This window comes from Peribacillus sp. B65, assembly GCF_058513295.1.
This window is the reverse complement of sequence record NZ_CP195840.1, coordinates 4,572,431-4,590,862: the sequence shown is the minus strand read 5'-3', so window position 1 is coordinate 4,590,862 and position 18,432 is coordinate 4,572,431. Positions and strand designations below refer to the sequence as shown.

16 protein-coding genes are annotated in these 18,432 nt (G+C 38.9%); 1 reads left to right on the top strand and 15 read right to left on the bottom strand.

The genetic code is table 11. The features are described from left to right. Positions 1-5: 5 nt before the first annotated feature. The 15 genes from ACSR9O_RS22460 to speB all read right to left on the bottom strand — a co-directional run bounded on the left by ACSR9O_RS22460 (position 6) and on the right by speB (position 16,028). Positions 6-1,433: an MDR family MFS transporter gene (locus ACSR9O_RS22460; RefSeq protein ID WP_101223383.1), complete on the bottom strand. Its 1,428-nt coding sequence runs from the start codon at positions 1,431-1,433 to the stop codon at positions 6-8. Between the two features lie 61 nt (positions 1,434-1,494). After that, a complete protein-coding gene (locus tag ACSR9O_RS22455) occupies positions 1,495-2,067 on the bottom strand; it encodes a TetR/AcrR family transcriptional regulator (protein ID WP_230178042.1) in 573 nt (190 codons plus the stop codon). 253 nt (positions 2,068-2,320) lie between these two features. Beyond that, entirely contained in the window at positions 2,321-2,413 is a 93-nt protein-coding gene (locus ACSR9O_RS22450; protein WP_220126990.1) for a putative holin-like toxin, read from the bottom strand. A 338-nt stretch (positions 2,414-2,751) separates the two neighbouring features. Further along, a complete protein-coding gene (locus tag ACSR9O_RS22445; RefSeq protein WP_402939875.1) occupies positions 2,752-3,729 on the bottom strand; it encodes a 5-oxoprolinase subunit C family protein in 978 nt (325 codons plus the stop codon). After that, positions 3,730-4,605: a 5-oxoprolinase subunit B family protein gene (locus ACSR9O_RS22440; protein WP_402939878.1), complete on the bottom strand. Its 876-nt coding sequence runs from the start codon at positions 4,603-4,605 to the stop codon at positions 3,730-3,732. Between the two features lie 18 nt (positions 4,606-4,623). Next, positions 4,624-6,663, bottom strand: coding sequence for a sigma-54 interaction domain-containing protein (locus ACSR9O_RS22435; protein WP_491725130.1), 2,040 nt, complete (start codon positions 6,661-6,663; stop codon positions 4,624-4,626). A 375-nt stretch (positions 6,664-7,038) separates the two neighbouring features. Further along, positions 7,039-7,803 carry a LamB/YcsF family protein gene (locus tag ACSR9O_RS22430; RefSeq protein ID WP_491725129.1) on the bottom strand — a complete coding sequence of 255 codons (765 nt, stop codon included), beginning with the start codon at positions 7,801-7,803 and terminating at the stop codon, positions 7,039-7,041. Positions 7,804-7,808: 5 nt separating this feature from the next. Next, positions 7,809-9,161 (bottom strand): acetyl-CoA carboxylase biotin carboxylase subunit, encoded by a 1,353-nt coding sequence (locus ACSR9O_RS22425; RefSeq protein ID WP_491725128.1) that lies wholly within the window; start codon positions 9,159-9,161, stop codon positions 7,809-7,811. A gap of 31 nt (positions 9,162-9,192) precedes the next feature. Then, entirely contained in the window at positions 9,193-9,441 is a 249-nt protein-coding gene (locus ACSR9O_RS22420; protein ID WP_323599577.1) for an acetyl-CoA carboxylase, read from the bottom strand. Then, positions 9,434-10,432, bottom strand: a complete 999-nt coding sequence (locus ACSR9O_RS22415) for a 5-oxoprolinase subunit C family protein (protein WP_491725127.1) — start codon at positions 10,430-10,432, stop codon at positions 9,434-9,436. The genes ACSR9O_RS22420 and ACSR9O_RS22415 overlap by 8 nt, the downstream gene beginning before the upstream one ends. Further along, positions 10,429-11,298 (bottom strand): 5-oxoprolinase subunit B family protein, encoded by an 870-nt coding sequence (locus ACSR9O_RS22410; protein WP_491725126.1) that lies wholly within the window; start codon positions 11,296-11,298, stop codon positions 10,429-10,431. The genes ACSR9O_RS22415 and ACSR9O_RS22410 overlap by 4 nt, the downstream gene beginning before the upstream one ends. A gap of 309 nt (positions 11,299-11,607) precedes the next feature. Beyond that, positions 11,608-12,597, bottom strand: a complete 990-nt coding sequence (locus ACSR9O_RS22405; protein WP_491725125.1) for a D-2-hydroxyacid dehydrogenase — start codon at positions 12,595-12,597, stop codon at positions 11,608-11,610. Between the two features lie 89 nt (positions 12,598-12,686). Further along, positions 12,687-13,466 carry a class II aldolase/adducin family protein gene (locus ACSR9O_RS22400; RefSeq protein ID WP_260359181.1) on the bottom strand — a complete coding sequence of 260 codons (780 nt, stop codon included), beginning with the start codon at positions 13,464-13,466 and terminating at the stop codon, positions 12,687-12,689. A 24-nt stretch (positions 13,467-13,490) separates the two neighbouring features. Beyond that, positions 13,491-14,930: a sodium:solute symporter family protein gene (locus ACSR9O_RS22395; RefSeq protein ID WP_427571314.1), complete on the bottom strand. Its 1,440-nt coding sequence runs from the start codon at positions 14,928-14,930 to the stop codon at positions 13,491-13,493. A 99-nt stretch (positions 14,931-15,029) separates the two neighbouring features. Beyond that, complete coding sequence (speB, locus tag ACSR9O_RS22390; RefSeq protein ID WP_101223388.1) at positions 15,030-16,028, bottom strand: agmatinase; 999 nt, start codon at positions 16,026-16,028, stop codon at positions 15,030-15,032. Positions 16,029-16,331: 303 nt separating this feature from the next. Here speB and ACSR9O_RS22385 point away from each other — a divergent pair, with 303 nt between their 5' ends. Continuing rightward, positions 16,332-17,735: a sigma-54 interaction domain-containing protein gene (locus tag ACSR9O_RS22385; RefSeq protein ID WP_491725124.1), complete on the top strand. Its 1,404-nt coding sequence runs from the start codon at positions 16,332-16,334 to the stop codon at positions 17,733-17,735. Positions 17,736-18,432: the final 697 nt, after the last annotated feature.

Below are 18,432 nucleotides of genomic sequence, written 5' to 3'. Positions count from 1 at the left end.
TCTTATTAGTCTCGTGCTCTTCTGATAAAAAAAGACACGATCAAACCAATGATTGCAAGGACAAGACCGAAAATAAAGGCATCTTGAACGCCTGCAGTCAATGAACCGCTAATGGCAGATGGATCGAACGGATCTTCTGCATTTGCCATATAATTTTTTTGGGATGCTGACATGATTGTAATGGCAACGGTTGTACCGATAGCCCCTGATACTTGTTGCAATGTATTCATTAGAGCAGTTCCATCCGGATAAAGATTTTTCGGCAGTTGATTCAGCCCATTTGTCTGGGCCGGCATCATGACCATCGAAACACCAATCATAAGGAGGGAATGCATGACGACTACCATAATGATCGTCGTTTCAGTCGTTACGTTCGTCAAGGTCCATAACATGACAATCATGATAATGAAGCCAGGGATCACTAACCCTCTTGGCCCGAACTTATCAAAAATGCGCCCCGTAACCGGAGACATGATACCATTAAGCACTCCACCCGGTAATAGTACCAGCCCAGCAGAAAATGCAGCTAATGCAAGCCCGGTTTGCAGGTATAGCGGTAAGAGAATCATTGATGACATGATGATCATGAAGGTGATGAAGACGGTTATTAAACCAAATGTGAACATCGGGTATTTAAAAACGCGCAAGTCAATCATCGGTTTATCCATGTTGAATTGTCTTACAGCAAACAGGAAGAGCGCTATAAGTCCGACAATGATAGAGGAAAGAACTATCGCATTGCTCCATCCTTGTTCTCCGACAATACTAAAGCCATAAACAATTCCGCCAAAACCAATGGTTGATAAAATAATGGATGGTACGTCAATTTTAGGTTTGGTGATTATTGAAACGTTTTGCATATACTTGAGACCGAATAGTAAAGCGATCACAAAGAACGGCAAAGACACCCAGAAAATGTAATTCCACTTCAGGTTTTCAATAATCAAACCTGAAACTGTCGGCCCGATTGCTGGGGCAAACATGATCACCAGCCCCATCAATCCCATCGTCGCTCCCCTTTTATGGATAGGGAAAATCAATAAAATGGTATTGAACATGAGAGGCAATAAAAGACCCGTTCCGATTGCCTGGATGACACGGGCTAGCATCAAGATGCCGAACCCAGGTGCAATTGCTGCAATGAGCGTCCCAATGATGGAGAATACCATTGAGGCAATGAATAATTGACGAGTATTGAACCACTGAATCAAGAGTCCCGAAACGGGAACCAATATCCCCAATGTTAATAGGTAACCCGTTGTCAGCCATTGCACGGTGGAAGGACTGACATTGAACTCTTGTATTAGATCACCCAGAGCCATGTTTAATGCCGTCTCACTGAATAACCCAATGAACCCTGCAATTAAAAATGCAATTAAAATGGGAGTCGTTCTAATGACTGGTTTTTGTTGCTGTGTTGCATCTGTAGACATAAAATATTTCCTCCAATTACTAACTGTTCGACCTAAGCTTAAGATAATTTTTTCGTATGACTTATTTATTTATCAGCAATAATGGTATCTGTTCGGCAATGGCTTGGAGAGGTCCCCCGCTTTTCGCCGTTAAGGATAAAAGGATACCGCCTTCAATCAAAGCATTAATTACGATACTCAATTCTTTTGCCCGTTTCTCACTGAATTCCGCCTCGAGTAATTTCTTCACATATATGGATTGCCAATCTTCTATCGCTTCTTGGCAGGCCGTTCTTATCTGCTCACTTGTCGTATATGTTTCCGCTGCAATCGTTCCGATTGGCAGTCCTAATAGATTTTCACTATCCCCAAATACCTCGGATAATTGAAAAATATGAGCCTGAATGGCTTTGATGGGGTCATCGATTTCATCAAAGCCCCGTTGAATTTCATCTATCACGAATTCTTTAGTATGAATTATCGCCTCTATCGCCAATTCTTCTTTGCCTTTCGGAAAATAATGATACAGAGAACCTTTTGGGATTCCACTTTCCTCAATAATGTCTTTAAGCCCTACACCATAATATCCACGTATTCGAAAAAGTCGGGAAGCAGCTTCAATAAGAATGTCTTTAGAGTTTCGTTTCTCTGCCATAGCTGGATCACTCCTTGAATTATATCAACCGGTCTATTAGAGACTATACTTGTATATCATTGTTTTGTCAAAGATGATACTTATATATGCATTGAATATGCGATTGAAACTCATTGGAAACAAAAAAGAACACCTCCTAATGGTGTTCTCTGCAAGTTTAAAAAATCGTGAAAATCAATACCTTCTTAAACAACCCGGCATTTTTTAAAACGCTTCGATTATTAATCAAACACATCGTCCTGGCTCAATATCTTCAAGGATTCTTGTCATGATTTTTGAAATCAAGAATAGCAATTACAAACATGCCAAAGCTTAGCATCAGGGAAATAACTTCGAAAGTACCCATTCATACATCGCCTCCTTATATCCAGCTTTTCCTGATCAGAGATTGTCCTATACAAGAAAACATAAAGTACTGGCTTTTCAATGGTATATGCATTAATAATAAAAAAGAGCAACCCCAGTAAGAGGTGCTCACGTAGTAATCATATTCCTTGGAATCAAAAGTACATATTTATTGGAACGACTTCAATCTAAACTCTTTATTGACAATAAGCTCTTGATTTCCGCTTCTGTTATCGAGTGTTTTTTGAGCCACATCATATACACTCATACACTTTGCTCCTGTTATAGAATGAATTTATTATGTTGGTCCAAAGTTTAAGTTTAAGTTTAAGTCATTACTTACCTTTTAATAAGGCCGAACAACTTTTCCATATTTTTTCTTCTTTCTGCTCTCGCTTGGATGGCCTGATCAATGGTAACTGTGATAAAGTGACATTTCGATAAAGGTCTAGATTGAGAAATTAAATCTAAATCTTGGCTTATGACGGTGCCTATTGTGACAAAACCACCACCTGTCATTGCATCATTATGTAAAACAATCAGTTCTTCCTCATTTGTAAACATAACAGATCCTATAGGATACGCAAAATCAACTACATTTGAAAAACTAGTTCCTGCACCGAATGGTGGGTATTGCTCAGTAAATGTCACACTTGGGCCAGTATATCGGTAAGCGACCCGGTTGGATTCATGCGAAACGATCCATTCCGAATTGAGAAAAGTTTTTAACCCCTGATCGCTCAACAAGTAACCTGATAACCCCATCGTGACACGTAATTCTTGAAAGTCATTAAAGGTTGGGACGAATTCTAGTGGAACAGATTTACCAACCTGCTTTGAAGCTCCCGGCAGTGGCTCATTAATCTGTATTCTATCGCCTACAGCTAACTTTCTGCCATCAAAGCCCCCAATCTGGCTTAGTTCATAGGTTGATTTACTACCTAAAACATCTTGAACCTTTATGCCACCAGAGATACTTAAATAGCTTTTCACCCCCTGTTGGCAAGCTTTTATCGTTAAGATGTCTCCTTCTTTTACTTTATGGGCTTCCCAGAAAGATAATCGATGGTGATTTAAGTATGCTTCCATTGGAGCACCTGTGAGGGCGATAATTAGATTTCTATGAATTTCAAACTTTCCCCCTAATAATGTCATCTCAAGTGATGCAAATTCAGCTGGATTTCCTACTAGTAGGTTTCCGATAATAAATGAATATTTATCAGCTGCTCCTGATGGCGGTACACCCAGATGATACTTTCCGACGCGTCCCATGTCCTGTACCGTGTTCCATAACCCAGGCTCCTTAATTTCTATCATTTAAAAACCCTCCATGAGCTCATCGATATACTTTTTTCCTTTTTGTACATATTCAAGTGGCGAAAGATCAATTTCTTTTACTTTATTAATATACGTTCCAGTACTTACATTGCTTTCGATCTCATTATATTCAGATTCCTTAACAGGACGATACTTCCATATATCTCCGGGTCTTGCCAAAAAGGAAGTCTCTTCTAAAGGGTTTATTTTATCTACTAAAGGGATAGCTGATCGTCCTATTAGTTGATAGCTGCCTGGTCCATTGACTGGATAAATCACATTGAATGCACCACCTATACCAATGCTTCTTTCCGGCGTTTCTGTACGGGGACTATTATATTTTGGTGCTTGAATGATCTCATTTGGCTTTAATCCAAGCGGAAAATGCCAACCCGTTCCAGGCAGAAATCCAACCATCGTAATTAAATAGGGTGTATCTGAATGAGTTTTAATAAATGATTCTTTGTCTGTAAACCCATTTACTTTCATCACATATTCAAAATCTGTTAAGTCAGGGGCCGGGTGTCTGCTCTTAAAACGCAGGGAATATTCTCTTGACACTGGATCGTCGTACCATGCTGGAATTTCTACTATTCGTACTGATAAATTTAATTTTTCAGGATTACTTTTCGTTAAATCTATTTCTTTTAAATAGTCCAATAAATCTCTTGCTGAGACGATGTCCGGATTATAACGAACTAAATAGGAGGCATTGGATGAAACAATATCAATAATGCCTGGAATTTCTCTTTTTCTCAGCTCCTCAGTCACCGCAATTGCTTTAAAGTTACTCTCAATTCTCATTTCACGAGAAATTTCAGCATAAATGTATTCGTCTCCTCCGAAATTAAAATGAGTTTCAGGTAAATTAAACAATAATTGTCGCCCCCTTTGTTATTTCAACTTTTTCATCCGCCTGCTTATTGTCGCAGGACTAACACCTAGTACCTTAGATAATTTATCGGCAGTGCCGTATTTTTGCATCCCTCTTTGAATAAGTTGAGTTTCTAATTCTTCTACCGCTTCTTTAAGCGGCATTAATTCTAAAACTAATAGTTGTTTTTTCCTTTTTTGAACTTCCCCGTACAAAAATTTCAATGCATGCTCCCGTTTAATCCATTCTCCCTCGCCCAATAATGATAAGCGCTCCACTATATTTTGAAGCTCCCTTACATTTCCCGGCCATGAATATGTCTCTAAAACTTCAATGGCTTCTGGGGTGAAACTTTTCTTGATATCATACATTTTTTTAAATTGTTCCAAAAAATAAATGGCGAGGGGAAAGATATCATCTTTTCGTTCACGTAATGGCGGAATACTGAATGGAATAACATATAATCGGTAGTATAAATCCTCCCTGAATTCACCTTGGTTCACCAACTCTCGTAAGTCCTTATTGGTTGCTGTTATAATTCGAACATCTACAGGTCTCGGATGGGTCCCGCCAATTCTAGTCACTTCTCGTTCCTGCAACACACGTAATAGCTTCACTTGCATATTTAAAGGAAGTTCACCAATTTCATCGAGAAAAAGCGTGCTGTTATTAGCAATTTCAAACAACCCTGCTTTCCCATTTTTATCTGCACCAGTAAATGCCCCTTTTTCATAACCGAACAATTCACTTTCAATTAGATTCTCTGGAATAGCACCGCAGTTAATCCGGACTAGCTGCTGGTTACTCCGAGGACTGGCTGAATGAATTTGGTGGACAAATACTTCTTTCCCAACACCGGATTCACCTTCCAGTAGAATAGTCGAATTAAATTGGGCTACTCGCTTTATCTCTACTACTAAGCGCTCAATTGTTTTCGAACGATAAACAAGTTGTTTATTGTTAAAATCATCATGATCTTGTAGAGTTTGAGAACTTTCGTCCGACTGATAATGAATTGAGGGACTTTCTTGTGTAATATCCCTTGAAAGTACAACTACTTTTTCTAATTTCCCTTCATGGTACACCGGGGTAGCGACAGACCAGACTCTACTTTTTCCCATAGAATCCTGAATCGATGTAACCTTTTTCTTTTGTTTTTGACATAGTTCAAAAACATTAGGCTGAAAAATGTTCTTTCTTGTAAACTCACTTATATGCTTACCAATTATGTTTTCTGGATTTTCCACTTTCCAAAAATCGTTAAGAAACATTCCCGCTACTCGAATGATTTTTCCGCTTTCGTCAATGACGAGAATTTGTTCCTGGGAAGAAGCATATACCGTTTGTAAATCAGAATTCAGATTTCGTACAAAGTCTAATTCTTTAACAGAATCCTCGAAAACTTCACGCGAGAAAAAAATATGAATGAGTCCTTTTATTTTATCTTCCATTTTTAAAGGGTAAAAATTCCCAACTGTGTATTTAAAATTAATAGAAGCGTTCACATTTATAAGAGTTTCCCCAGTCATTACTTTATCAAGGTTTTTATCGATACTTAATAACACTTTATAGTCTCGAAACTGTAAAAATGAGCGGTGGAGACCTAAAATACTTTCTGCTGTTTCATTAATATATTCTATTTGGTAATCGATATTCGTTCGGACAATTCCTACCCCAGCTCCATGTAAAAGGAGATTTAAATCCTTCAAATTCAGCTCACTGATTTGATTTCGGGCATGTTCAATTGTAGTGAAGCCGATAATTTCTCCATTGGCATCTTCCCCTATAATAAGAGTAACGTTATGGAAAAATTCAACAGGCGAAAACTGTGGGACTTTTAAAATATCATTTTTATAGATAATTGGCTTTGATAAGTCTTCATTTTGAGCAATTTGGTTCATTAGAATCTCAATAGTACTATAGCCAACTAAAGACCCCTTATCCTTTACAAACACAATATTCGCTTTTTGATTTGATAATTTTTGAATGACGGCTCCAATAGTGCAATGTATATTAACATATACTGAAATCGGTTTAAGAATATCGTTCCAAATAATCAACTTACTCACCCCTCCCGATTAAGAAATCTTTATTTTATTATACTTTTTTTTAGTTAAGGATTTAGAAGTATTTTAATATAAAAATAATTTTGATTATTTAGATAACTATATCTATAATTTTTTTCAACAACTAGTGAAATAACTACGGCTTAGTTTGAGAAGTTTACAAATTAATTGAAGAGAGTCTAGAGGGCAATTACAATACAATTCGTTATATTGGGATCTAAACAGAATGACTCCGGCATACAATACCGGAGTCATTTACTAGTCAACTATCTATAAATCCTTTTTTAGGACTGTCCTTTTTAAAAGAGCATCGTTCATTAATTAGACCCCCACTACTATACCAATATACATTTTAGGACAAGTATCTTATTAGATGATCTTATTAATAGGGACAATCTCGACGCCACTCCCTTTTAAAGCCTCTACAACTTTTTTAGCCAGAGTCGGCGCTCCTGGTGTATCTCCATGAATACAAATGGTCTCTGCTTTAATGGAAACATCCTTTCCATCGTGTGTGATGACTCTTCCTTCTTTGACCATACGAACAACTCGCTGTGCAATTTCTTCATAATCATTGATTCGTGCGCCTGTTCTCGTTAGCAAAATGGATCCGCTTTCAGTATGCTCCCTGTCAGCATAAGCTTCTTTTGCAACTGGGACACCCATTTTTATCGCTTCTTCCATCACTTCCGATTGGCTAAGCGCAAATATGATCATATTTGGATCGATTTCATGAATTGTTTCTAATATTGCTCGTGCTATAGTCTTATCTTCCATTGCTTTCATAAATAAAGCTCCGTGTGGTTTACAATGCTGGATTTTGACATCTGCTGCTGCACTGAATTCTCTTAAGGCGCCTAGTTGATACATCACATAGTCTTTTATTTCTGATGGAGTACAGGTCATGAAGCGACGACCGAAACCCAATAAATCTGGAAAACCTGGATGTGCACCAATCCCTACATCATATTTCTTTGCTATTTCCACTGTTTTTCTCATAACATGGGGATCTCCGGCATGAAAACCACATGCAATATTAGCTGAGGTAATAAGCTGCATTAATTCTTCATCATTGCCTAATTCATAAAGGCCGAAGCTCTCACCCATATCACAGTTCAAATCTACCTTATACATAGTTTTCACCCCTCAACTTGAACTTTATTTTCTGCTAAAAATTGAGTCGTATAATTACCACTAATAAACTGGTTATTTTTCATGATTTGTTTGAGAAGCAAGAGGTTTGTTTTAACTCCCTGTACTTCAATTTCTTCAAGCACTCTCTGCATTTTTGTGATTGCTTGATCACGTGTTATTCCGTGAACAATAATTTTACCGATCATCGGATCATAAAAAGGGGTCACCGCACTGCCTTCAACGATGCCAAAATCCAACCTTACATCGTTTTCGGGTAATTTCAACCTAGAAATTACACCAGGACTAGGAAAGAAAGTATTAGGATCTTCTGCATAAAGTCTGCTTTCAATCGCGTGTCCTGTTTTGTTTATCTCTTCCTGTGTAATCGTCAGTTTTTCCTTCGCAGCTATTTTCAACTGTAGTTCAACTAAATCTAGTCCCGTTATTTCTTCAGTTACTGGGTGTTCCACTTGCAGACGAGTATTCATTTCAAGAAAATAGAAATTTTGATTTTCATCAAAAATGAATTCCATTGTGCCTACATTTGTATAATCGATTTGTTTTACACCTCGAATGGCTGCTTCCAACAATTCTTTTCGAAGGGTATCATTTAGAAATGGCGAAGGGCTTTCTTCTATAACCTTTTGATTTCGACGCTGGACCGAACATTCCCTTTCAAATAAATGCAAGACATTCCCGTGTGTATCGGCGACAATTTGCACTTCTATATGCCGAGGTTTTGAAATCCATTTTTCTAAAAAGACAGTACCATCATTAAAAAATGAATTAGCTTGTTGCTTCGTCGCATCAAACACCTTTATTAACTCGTCATCATCTTGAATTAGCTGCATCCCAATACCACCACCACCGGCGCTAGCTTTCAACATGAGTGGATAGCCAAGATCGTTCGCAATCAGCAATGCTTCGTCAACTGACTCAATGCTTTTATCCGTACCTGGCACAACCCTTACGCCCGCCTTTTGCATTTGGGTACGAGCTTCAAGCTTACTGCCCATAATGTGTATCGTTTCCGCAGAAGGTCCGATAAAGACAATATTTTCTTCCTCACATTTGCGTACAAATTCCGCATTTTCAGATAAGAATCCATACCCAGGGTGAATAGCATCTGCATGTGTTTCTTTTGCTACCTGAATCACTTTTTCAATATCAAGATAACTCTTTTTCGCTTGAGCAGGACCGATGCATACAGCTTCAGTCGCCTCACTGACATAAGGAGCCTCTGCATCGGCTTCAGAATAGACAGCGACTGTTTGAATACCTTCCTTTTTACAAGTACGAATAATTCTCCTAGCAATTTCCCCTCGGTTTGCAATCAGCACCTTTTTAAAATAGCCCATTTACTTTTCCTCCTTCCTTCTTCAAAATTGATTACTGTTCAATGATTACCGCTATTTCCTGTCCTGCGTCTAGAATGTCCTCGTCCTCTACAAAGAATTGTGCAAGAACTCCATCTGTTTCTGCTTTAATTTCATAGAAGTTTTTCATGACTTCCACCATAGCAAGAACGTCACCAGTCTTAACTGTATCTCCTTCTTTTACGTACACGTCCTTATCAGGAGCGGGTTTGCGATAAAATACTCCTGGAATTGGTGATAGAACTGTTTTTTGTTCAGCCATGATTGATTCCCCCTATTTGTCCTAATACTTGTTTTTTCATTTGATTGATTTTTTCTTTGTATTCCTTTCTTGCCTCGAGGGCTTCATTAATGTCAACAGCCACAAAGCGTACCTTCTCATTTGTTTTGATTTGTGCCATTTTGTCTAAATCCGTACTGATAATTGTACAAATCGTCGCATAGCCTCCACCTGTCACAGCATCGTTTAACAAAGCAATCGGTTCGACACCATCTGGTATTTGAATCGATCCGATAGGATACCCTAAATCCACAACATTTGAAGGATTGCTGCCGGCTCCAAATGGTTGTTGACGCTCTACGAAATTCAAACGCTCCCCTTTAAAACGGTAGCCAACACGGTTTGCTTCCGGTGTAACCGTCCAATCGATGGAGAAAAAGCGTCTTTTACTTTCTTCAGTAAGGCGATAACTGCACAATCCTACAACAACACGTATTATATTCGTTTTTGAGAAAACCGGAATTAATTCATCACTTATGCGTGTTCCGATTGCAATCTTTGATTGGTTTGCATTACCGATTTTCAAAAAGTCCCCAGCTTGAAGTGATCTTCCTTCGAAACCTCCAATTCCGCACAATGTATATGTGGACCGTGATTCCATAATAAGCGGCACTTCAATTCCGCCAGCTACCGCTAAATACACCCGGGCTCCTTGTTTAACAAAATCAAAGGACAGAACATCTCCAGCCTTAACTTCTAACGTTTCCCACATTGGAACATACTGATCATTAATTTTTGGTGGTATTTCCCCTCCTGCAATAGCAATGGTTACATCTTGTTGGAATTTTAAGATTGGCCCCATATAAGTAATCTCGAGAACAGCTGCATTTTCATCGTTCCCAACAAGAAAGTTGCTTGCCCTGAAGGAGTATTTATCCATGGCTCCCGATGGCGGCATACCCACTTCATAAAAGCCTATTCTCCCATAATCTTGAACAGTCGTTTGAAGGCCAGGGTTAATAACTTTAATCATGCATATAACCTCCTAATCACAGATTCTGAAAACGCATTTGGATTTTCGAGAACATCTTTAGGTTTAAAGGTAATATCCTTCGTCAAATAACGGAATTCCCCATTTTCAACTTGTTTTCGAATATCTTCGTACTCCTCCATGGAAATGCTTCGATATCGAAAAACATCCCCCTGTCTCGGGAAGGTCATTGACTCTTTAAAATCATGTAAACGTTGCTCCTTTTGAAAAATCGGTGCTGCAGCAGTTCCAAACAATTGATAACCACCTGCACCTTGAACCGGATATATAACGGCAAATGAACCGCCGAATCCGAATGCTCTCTCTGGCGTATATGTTCGAGGACGGACATATTTAGGTGCTTCGATTTGCTGCTCGTTTGGAACCATTTGATAGCACCATGGCAATCCCGGTACAAAGCCTATCATCGAAACCAGATAAGGGGCATCCGTAATTGATTTAATTAAATCTTCTTTTGTTTGAAAGCCATTTGTATGTGCCACATATTCAATATCTGTTGATGTTGGATCCTGATGTCGATCTCTAAAACGCATTAATGCCTCATGTGTCCAAGGATCTTCAAATAATATGGGTACATCTACTGCACGTGCAGTTATTTCAAAGTTGTCCAAGGAAACATATTGTCCAAGTTCTTTCAATTTTGAAATTAAATCATCTGGATGAATGAGATCTGGATTAAACCGAATCATATAGGAAGCATTGGAAGGACAAATATCCAAAATTCCTGATACTTTCTCTTTTCGTAACGCCTTAGTAATGGCCATTGCTTGAAAATTTGTTTCAAGACTCATTGCCTCAGCTAATTCAACAAAAATAAACTCATCACCGCCATATTCGTAACGGGTCAATGGACTTCACCTCATTTATTGGATTTATACTAAACCATTGCAATTCTCATGCCAAAACGGAAAACGATAATATTTGTTGATTATTCAGACTATTTAAATGGCAAATCGTCTAAATCCGTTTATTAATATTTCAATTTTGAAATATAATCTTTCAAAAATGAAATAAATCAACAGGTTACTAGTTCATAATGTCTAAAATATAAAAAAGACCACAAAGCTTTCTAGGCTTTTGCGGTCTCTCAATTTATGTCCTCATCAACAATAATGAAACTATCTATAAAGTATTTTCTTACAAAGAGTCCATTACTACTAATAACCAAGTTTTTTTTCTACAACGTTCATTAAGGGTTTACCGTCAGAATAAAGCTTTAAATTTTTCAGGAATAATTCCATAACACGATCTAGGTGTTTGGAAGAGTTGTAAGCATTATGTGGGGAAACCATGACATTTTCCAGCTGCCAGAAAGGATGGTCCTTAGGTAAAGGTTCTACTTCAAACACATCTAGGGCCGCTCCTGCTATGTGCCCATTGCTCAAGGAATGAATTAAATCTTCATCAACAATCGTATTACCTCGGCCGACATTAATTACATAGCTGCCTTTTTTCATTTTATTTAAGCGTTCTTTATTAAAAAAGTATGATGTATCTTTTGTAAACGGAAGGGCCAAGACGACAAAGTCGGAACTGGAAAGGACCTCATCCACTTGATCCATTCCCATTATCAAATCAGCAGGTTCATATTCCGTGTTCCTCTTGGAGGGATTCCGGCGGCACCCAATAACGTTCATACCAAGTGCTTTACATCTCTTTGCTATCTCATAGCCAATATCCCCATATCCAATTATCCCCACTGTCGCATTCTCGAGATCTTTCACAGGAATTTCAACCCAAGTTTTGTTTATTTGATTTCTGATCATTGTCGGTACACCTCTTGCTAATGAAGACAGCATCGCAATTGTATGCTCCGCTATTGGGACAGATGTGCAGCCTTTGACATTGGTGATGATGACATCGCTGTTTTGTATATCTTCATTCAGCATGGCCTCCACTCCAGCAGTGTCTGAATGGACCCATTTAATATTTGGAGCTTTTTTTATAATGTTAAGATTATCATGAAGCCCCAGCGTATAAATGACATCAAACTTCGATAGATCAACTGTTGGTTGTGGTTCAGGTTCACCGAACTCCCATGGCTCGACAACAACTTCTGAACAAATCTCCTTAAACTGATTGATGTATTTTTTCGGTATATCGACCCTGATATAGAGTGAAGGTGCTGTTTTCTTAGAATCGGACATTATAAAACCTCCTCAAGAACCTACGATACCCTTTTCCCTCTTTTATGGGAAAACAATCCGTTGCAGATTAGACCATGCCTGCTTTATGGTCACCTCAAGAAATCTGGCTGCTCTTTTCTGATTCTGTCCCAAAGAGGCTGAAAACTCAGCCATCCCTCATATTCCGTTCCCGTTTGTTCTGCCGTTAACTTTGCATACTCTTCTTCTATAAAAATAGGCTTACCTACAGACTCAGCCATTATCTGTGCTTGACATGAACGTTCCATCGTTATGAACCACCACGCAGCTGAATCTACAGACTGGCCTACAGTTAACAATCCATGGTTGCGGAGGATGACAGCTTTGCATTGACCTAAAGCCTTAGCAATGCGTTTCCCTTCTTCGGATGCGTAAACCACACCCGTAAAATCATCAAATAATGCATGATCTCTGTAAAATTGGCAGGCATCTTGCGTAATCGGATCTAACAATCTCCCTAAGGAAGACCATGTCTTTCCATAGACTGAATGAGCATGTGCCGCTGCAATGGCATCCGGTCGCGCTTTATGAATTTCAGAATGAATGGCAAAGGCAGCACCATTCACAGAATGTTCACCCTCTACAATATCACCTTTATGATTGACCAATATTAGATCCGAAACGGAAATTTGACTAAAATGCATCCCAAACGGATTAACCCAGAAATGGTCTGTATATTTAGGATCACGGACCGTAATATGGCCGGCTATCCCTTCATCGAAACCAAACTTTGAAAAAAGACGGAAAGAAGCTGCCAACCGTTCCTTCCTGTGAATGCGTTCTTCTTCCAATGTATTGAATGTTGCGGGTTGCAGGGAAATTGTCTTTGTCATTTTTACTTTCCTCCTCAATTTTTCCGTTTTTTTGCCGAACCATCAATTAGCCATTGTGTCCATGTCCGCTTTGCCCTTTATATCTTGCTTCACTTCACTTTTGTTTCTGTGATCATTATTCGGACTTAGGAGAGTGATCGTAGTAATGACGATAAAACTAGTAGCGAGCCCGTACAGGATTGGTTGAGTGGAGGAAGGTCCATTAATCACCAATCCGACAATAATAACGATCATGCTGGCCAGAATCGAGTAAAATGCCGCTGTAGCCGTGACCCTTTTCCAAAAGAAGCCAAGGATGATCGGAAAGAACACAGCACCGGATAAAATTGCGTAAGCTACATCCAATGCAACTAAAATATCTTGAATCCATATCGAAACGATTATGGTCAATACACCAATCGTTAAAGTTGTAATTCGGGATGTTTTTAAAAATTGACGTTCATTCATTCCCGGACCGATATATTTTTTAATGATGTCATTAACAACTAAAGTTGACGAAGCGAGCAAAGTTCCTGAAGCTGTGGACATTAGGGCCGAAACCACACTCGCAATGACAACCCCCAATAGGCCAGCAGGTAAAGTTTCCATCGCTATACTGGTAAATGCATTTTGGGGATCGCCTAAATCAGGAAGGATAATAAAAGCGCACATTCCAATGATACTGATTGCAATCGCATAAAAAACACTATATATTCCCGCTCCAACCGTTCCGCCACGAGAAACAGCTTTGGTTCGTGCGGTAAAAAGACGCTGCCAAATATCTTGGCCAACAACTACCCCTAGAGTAAATAGTAGGAAATATTGAAAAATTGTTTCTCCGCCAATGTTGCCTAACTCGAAATGTGAGGCAGGGAGATTTTCTTTAAGCGAGCCCCACCCTCCTGCCTTAGAGATGCTCATCGGAAGCATGACAAAGAAAATGCCGATCGTCATGATGACGAATTGCACGACATCAGTCATGGTGACTGACCACATACCTCCTAATATTGTATAAAATAATACGATCCCACCCCCGACTATCATGGAAACCGTTAAATTCCAGCCAGCCAAAACATGTAAAATCGTCCCCATCCCAATCACTTGCGTTACAGTCAGCATGAATGTATAGATAACAGAGACAAGTGCACTGATCAATCTTGTCTGAGAGTTGTAGCGCTTCTCAAGCATTTCACTGATCGTCAATACTTTTAAATTAAATATCTTATTTGTTAAAAATAACCCGATAGCGATTATGCCGAGGCCGATCATCACCACTAGCCAAATACCGGATATCCCAAACTGATAACCTAACTTTGCTGTTCCTAGAGTAGAAGCCCCCCCTAATATCACAGCAGCTAAACAGGATAAATACATAAAATGACCAAGATTACGTCCTGCCACAATGAAATCATCTGCTGTTTTTGCCCGTTTGGATCCGATTACTCCCACAATGATTAAAACAGAAAAATATAGAATCATGATCGATATATCCAAAATATGCATTTACACATCTCCTTTTGGGCTTATATTGTTCTTTCGCTTTGTAAAGAGGGAAGAAAGGACTTCAACGATTCCTTCCTTCTTTACAGTTAAATGAAGGAACTAATTGTTAAGCTGGGTCTCCAAATCTCCGACTCTCTCTTTTTTCTCCAGTTTCCCTTTTTTTGCGAGGGCGATGAGTGTGATGAATTCATAGACAATATTAGCGGCTGCGGCAGCCGTGATTTGTCCGTGATCGTATGATGGTAAAACCTCAACAAGATCGAATCCAACAAAATCTATATTCGTCAAGCCTCTCACCAAAGCCAAGGCATCATCAATGCTGGCACCGGACACTTCAGGGGTCCCCGTTCCCGGAGCATAGACCGGATCTAAAAAATCAATGTCAAAAGATAAAAACACCGGACCATTCGCAACACGCTCATGAATGACCCCCAGCATCTTTTCAACCCCGAGACGTTTATAATCGTTTGTCGTATAAACGCCCAAACCTAAATCCCGGGCATCTTGAAGATCTTCCGGTCCGTACAGACCGCCCCTCATACCAATTTGAAGAGATCGCGATACATCGATGAGCCCCTCTTCTATTGCACGGCGAAAAACGGTTCCGTGATTATACTTTTGATCAAAATAACTATCCCAAGTATCAGAGTGAGCATCGAATTGAAGCAGGGCAACAGGTCCATGTTTTTTTACGATCGCACGTAACTCCCCTAGTGTAATGGAATGATCGCCTCCCAATGAAATGGGAATGATCCCTTTTTCAATGACGGGGGTAAGCTCTGCTTCGATTTTTTTATATGTTTCAGAAATATACCCCGGAATGATCGGGATATCTCCATAATCTATTCCTGATATATAGTCAAAAATATTAATATCTTGTTCTGGATTATAAGGACGTAAAAGGATTGAAAAATCGCGAATGGCCTCTGGTCCGAATCTCGCACCCGTTCTAAATGATTGCCCGGAATCAAAAGGAATCCCCGTAATGACAAAATCCATATGTTCATCTACCCGTTCAACAAATGGGAGCCGCATAAACGTACGCACTCCACAAAAACGGGGTGATTTGAATGAGTCTTTCGGTTGATACTTCATCATGTAACATCCTCCTAAATTCTAATTCTGCCATAATTTTTTTCACACCACTGCAATTGCAGCTGCCCTACAAACTTTCATCTTTTCTAATAGAATGGCTATGGAAATTCTATTTCTATCTATTACATAAGCAAGATTCAGGCCAACTATTTTGCTGTGGTATATGGGGCTTTTCGTCATTTTGTTTCATTCAACTGATTAAAAACTTAATCATTTTCTTGTTTTTTGATTTATTTTTTGATTATTTAGACTTTTTGATTTATATTTTAATTAAACAGCATCCCAAAACCCAAAGGAGCGGAACTTATGTACGATGATATGCTGGAGGAAGAACTAAATAAGATTATTGAAACATCGAATAATAACATTCTCATTACCGATCAAGATGGGATCATTTTATATTCCAACCCAAAGCTTTGGGAGATTTATGGTATGAAAAGTGACTCTTATATCGGTACCTCCGTCTATCAATTAGAAAGTGAAGGCCTTCTCACGCCTTCCATCAATGCGATCGTTTTAAAAGAAAAGAAAGCGAAGCGCATAATGCAAGAAACGAAAACGGGTCATGTTGTCATGTCGACTGGCTATCCCATTTTTAATAAGGAAGGACTTCTCGTTAGGGTAATCAGCTATGGTCAGGATCAAACCGAGATTTTGCAATTGCAGGATCAATTTGAGCAATTACAACGAAAAATAAAAGGCTATCAAACGGAAGTCGAGGATTTAAGAGAAAAGGAACTGGATTACCATTATTTGATTGCCAGATGTAATGAAACGAAGCATATTTTAAAAACGATCCATAATGTTTCAAAAACCGATGCCACGATTCTCTTATTAGGACCTTCAGGGGTAGGGAAAAGCACTTTTGCCCGTGCTGTTCATGACCAAAGCAACCGAAAGAAAGAACCTTTTATCGAAGTGAATTGCAGCACGATACCTGAAAGTTTGTTTGAATCAGAAATATTCGGCTATGAGCCGGGATCATTTACAGGGGCAAATAAACAAGGGAGGCAAGGCCTGATTGAACAGGCTGACAGCGGGACGCTTTTCTTAGATGAAATCGGGGAACTCCCACTTGCCATGCAAGCTAAATTACTGAAAGTATTACAGGAAAAAAAGATAAAGCGCATCGGCGGAAAAAAAGAAAACCATATTAACTTCCGCCTGGTTGCAGCAACTAATCAAGATTTGAAGGAGATGGTAAGTCAAGGTAAGTTCAGATTGGACTTATTTTATCGTTTGAATGTGATTCCCATCCAAATACCGGCATTACATGAACGTAAAGAAGATATCCCTCTCTTAATTCAGCATTACTTACAGAAAACCAATGATAAATACCAGAAATTCAAAAAAATCCATCCATCGACTTATGAAATTTTGACTCATTATCATTGGCCCGGAAATATACGGGAATTAGAAAACTTAATTGAACGGCTAATCCTGACCATCGAAGAGCCCATTATATTTCCCGAACACCTTCCCCAATCCATCACAGGGCAAATAGAACAGCCTGAAGATTCCACCTTCCTGGCAATCGAACAGGAATGTGAAGAGAATTTCGATTTAAAGAAGACACTGGAAAAAGTTGAAATGCAACTGATTGCAAAAGCATGGAAACAATGTAAAACCACATACGAAATGGCAGAACATTTAGGCATCAGCCAGCCAACAGTCATCTATAAATTAAAGAAATACAAAGAGTATTTGTAAATCCATCTGACTAAAATCCCTGTAAACCATGAATGTCCCTTAGCTAATTAAAGCTAAGGGCGCATTTTGAAGCCTTATATGACAGCAATTCGAAGTGAAACTATGAAGATTATCGACAATAATACCAATAAAAAGCCCCTCAAAAAAAATCCACATTCAAGTTGAATGGGATTCAAAATATCACGTTTCCAAATTATTGAAGTTACATCTCATATTAATTCAAACGGATGATCGTCAGTGAAGCCCTCACCAACTGTTAGCGACCAGTCACAACGGTAAACACAGTGTTGGTTCCATTCACTGTGAATGACCTGAATTTGGGTTGCTTGGAAGCGTAAACCGATTGCCCCCACTTCTCCTGTTGTACCGGTTGATCCAGTAGCTCAATATTCCCTTTGCTACGGTTGCACCTGTTACTTCCTGCTCCCTTTTCTTCACATTTCCATGATTGTCTCCATTTTAATGAAAATAAAAGATATTTTACTATATCAACAGAATTGGAATTACATATATCCTATTTTGAGTTGAATAAAAAAGAGGCACCCATAATGGGAGCCTGAATTTTTAGTGAAGGTAAGCCATTATATGTAAACGGTAACCATTCCGCATCCTTATGCTAACACGATGATTGAGAAATGGGATATTCCACCCAGTAACTTAGGAAATATCTTTTCTATTGTACCGAAATTAAAACAGG